This is a genomic window from Croceitalea sp. P059 (genome assembly GCF_031846365.1).
GTDB classification, from domain to species: Bacteria; Bacteroidota; Bacteroidia; order Flavobacteriales; family Flavobacteriaceae; genus Croceitalea; species Croceitalea vernalis.
On the sequence record NZ_JAVRHW010000011.1, the window covers coordinates 1 to 3,566 of the forward strand.

Annotated in this window: 1 protein-coding gene; it reads left to right on the forward strand. The window is 39.4% G+C overall.

Annotation, left to right across the window (positions count from 1 at the left end; translation table 11 throughout):
* Window positions 1–3,566 (forward strand): discoidin domain-containing protein (locus RM542_RS14780; protein WP_311386523.1); only part of this gene is annotated, 3,566 nt, incomplete at both ends.

Below are 3,566 nucleotides of genomic sequence, written 5' to 3' on the forward strand. Positions count from 1 at the left end.
ATAACGAATTTCAACAGGCGGATAATGCCAATGATGGGGTATTTAATGACGTAAACAATATAAATCACACAGCAGTTAGTGACTTATCTCCTTGGTGGGAGGTTGATTTAGAAACTGTAAGTTATGTAGAAAGCGTAAGAATTTATAACCGAGCTGACAATCAACCACAAAGATTCAGAGATTTTTATGTCTTGACTTCAACAGTACCTATCAGCGAAACTGAACCAGTTATAAATCTTATTAAAGATTCTAATATCAACGTTACATTTTTTGGTGGTCAAATAGACGACATCCAAGATATCGATATTATGGATGAAGCTCGTTATGTGCGTATTCATTTTCCTGAAAATGGCAGTAATAGAATCATGCATGGTAGAGAATTTGAGGTATATGGTTGTGAAATCGTTTGTGCTAATCCAGTAGTTTTTGGCAATACAGGGCCTTTTGTAAAAAATACCGGCATAGAACAATTAACCGCAGATATTGCTGGTGGAACGTGGTCTGGTGATGTCGATGCTTCCGGTAATTTTGACACGAATGTTCAAGCTGGAACCTACTCTGCTACTTACACCGTTACTGATGGTGATAACTGTACTCAAAGTGCAAGTGTTGATATCGTTGTTGCCAGTTGTGCTACTTTAACAAATGTAGCCTTAAATCAATTTTCTGAGCAGTCTACACCCTATTTAAGTGGTACACCTGATTTGGCTAACGACGGCAATCGCACTGGTGAAAATGCTGATTTTTACGATAATGGAGATCCGCCAGATTTACAACATACAGATCCGGCTGAAAAAAATATAGATGGAACCATTCCTTGGTGGCAAGTTGACCTTGGAGCAGTTGCAGATATTGATAATATAGAAGTTTTTAATAGAACTGATGTTGCAGAGCAATCTCAAGCAGTTTTAGATAGATTAGCGAATTTTTATGTCTTCACCTCAATGACTCCTTTTAATAAGGACGACACCTTACAAGATATAAGAGACGATGCAGCAGATACCGCCAATACTACAGTGACTGAAACATTCTTTTCGGGTGCAGTTGATGTTTCTGCAGTCATTGCTATAGCTCAACAAGGACGTTATTTACGTATTCAACTTTCTCTTCCGGATATTTTGCATATGGCGGAAGTTGAGGTAAACGGTTGTGCGTTTACTTGTACTACTGATTTAGTAATGCAAGACTATGAGTTCGTTCAAAATACAGGAATTGAACAAATTACACCTGTTAGTGCACCAACTGGAGGTACAGGTATATGGTATGGTGATGTTAATACCGCCGGCGAATTTGATACCAATCAAGCAACAGGTACGTATTCAGCAACTTATGTTTACACAGATACTGATGGCTGTATTCAGAGTGAATCTTCAGTAATTAACCTCGGTTTATGTATTGGTGTAGAAAATTTAGCACTCAATAAGACTGCCAAGCAATCAACAACAAGAGAGCAAGGTGCGGCTTATTTAGCTTTTGATGACGTACTTAACGGTAATAGAGTAGACTATTTAGAATCTGCCGATTTGCAACACACCATTACAAGTAATGAAGAGCATTGGCTTGAGGTGGATTTAGGAACCATGGCAACCATTCAATCTTTTGAAGTATACAATCGTGCAGATCCAGATAATAGAGATTTCATCTATGAAAGACTTGCGGATTTCTCCATTTTTGTTTCAAGACTTCCTTTTGATGAGGATGCTACTCATGCAGAATTGGTAACAGCAGCAAACAATGGCGATTTTGATCATTATCAATATGCTGGCAACCCTGGTCTTTTCGCAGAATTCGATTTTACAACTGCGGGGCGTTATGTGCGGTTACATTTACCACCAAATGGGGGTAATCGCACCTTACATATTAGTGAATTACGCGTTTTTGGTTGCGCCAATGCTTGTCAAACAGCCACCATTTCTGGAAATAATACTTATTTAGAAACTGATGCTGATGTTACACTAACTGGTGACATTGGAACAAATAGTTCATTTGGTGGAGATGCTGCAACTAGCGGTTTGTTTAGCCCAAGTACTTTAGGTCCCGGCACTTACACAGTTGCATATACTTACGACGATACGGATGGGTGTTCACAAACTGTACAAAAACAAATTCAAGTAACTACATGTAATCCAACGAGTACCAACTTGGCCTTAAATAAAACTGCGGAGCAGTCTACCACATATAATGAAGGTGTTGCTGGTTTAGCAGTAGACGGTAATCTTGTTGGTAATGATCCGTTTGGTGTTACTGCTGATTTACAACATACTGATACCGCACTTAATAACGAAGAACAATGGTGGCAAGTTGATTTAGGAGCTTTGGCAGATATTGATGATGTGGTTATTCATAACCGTAATGGTGGCACTACAACACAAGAAAACAAAGACCGCTTAAATTTCTTTTATGTTTTTGTATCTGAAACGCCATTTGTCCCAGGGGTTATTTTAGATGATTTAATAAACGACAATACAATTTTTCAAACCAAATTTTATGGTGCAGCTGGTGATGTGGAAACGATTCCAATTGGTGCTCAAGGGCGTTATGTGCGGATTCAGCTTGACCGTGGAGTGGTTGCTGACCAACCCGCCAGAATTATTCACATGGCGGAAGTTCAAGTATTTGGTTGTGAAGTGGTCTGTGACCCAGAAGCGGTACTGACCTCTCCAGCCTTATATTTAGATACTGATGGAGTGCAAAATTTAGAAGCGACTCCTGCAGGTGGAACTTGGAGTGGGGCTGCAGTAATTAATGGCAATCAAATAGATCCCTCTGCCTTAGGGCTCGGAACTTACACGGTTACTTATACTGTAACGAATGCAGGTTGTACCCAACAAAAAGACTTTGATATCAAGGTAAGTAAGTGTTCTGCAACGCAGAACCTTGCATTAGTTGGAACAGCTAGTCAGTCTAGTACTTTCAATAATGATGAGGTGACTTATGCCGCTTCTTTCGCAATTGATGGAAATACTTCACAAATAAACGGACCAATTCAACATACAGGAACTGGAGCTGGTGAACAAAATCAACCTTGGTGGCAAGTTGATTTAGGAATTGTAGCCAATTTAGAAGAGTTAAGAATATTCAATAGAGATAGACCTGATTTATATACAAGACTTAGTAATTTTTATATTCTAACCTCATCGTTACCATTCCCAGGAGGTTCAACTTTAAATGACTTGTTGATTGATCCAAACGTTACTAGTCAATTTTATAATGGAGGAGTTGGTGTTGATGTAACCATACCTTATATCGCGGAAGCTCAATATGTAAGAATTCAACTTACTAATGCAGCCAATGGTGTATTGCATATGTCTGAAGTGCAGGTATTTGGTTGTGAACTTTCGAATCCATGCTTAGGAGAACCTGTGACTACCTTAGACCCTGCTGGACCATTTACAACTGCTGACGGAGTTCAAAATCTTGTAGCTACTCCGGCTGGAGGTACTTGGGGTGGTGACTCTGCTGATGGTACTTTCGACCCTTCAGCGCTTGGGGTGGGTACTTACAATGTTACTTATACCACTGATAATGGTGCTGGATGTATCCAAACCGTTGATATTGATATAATA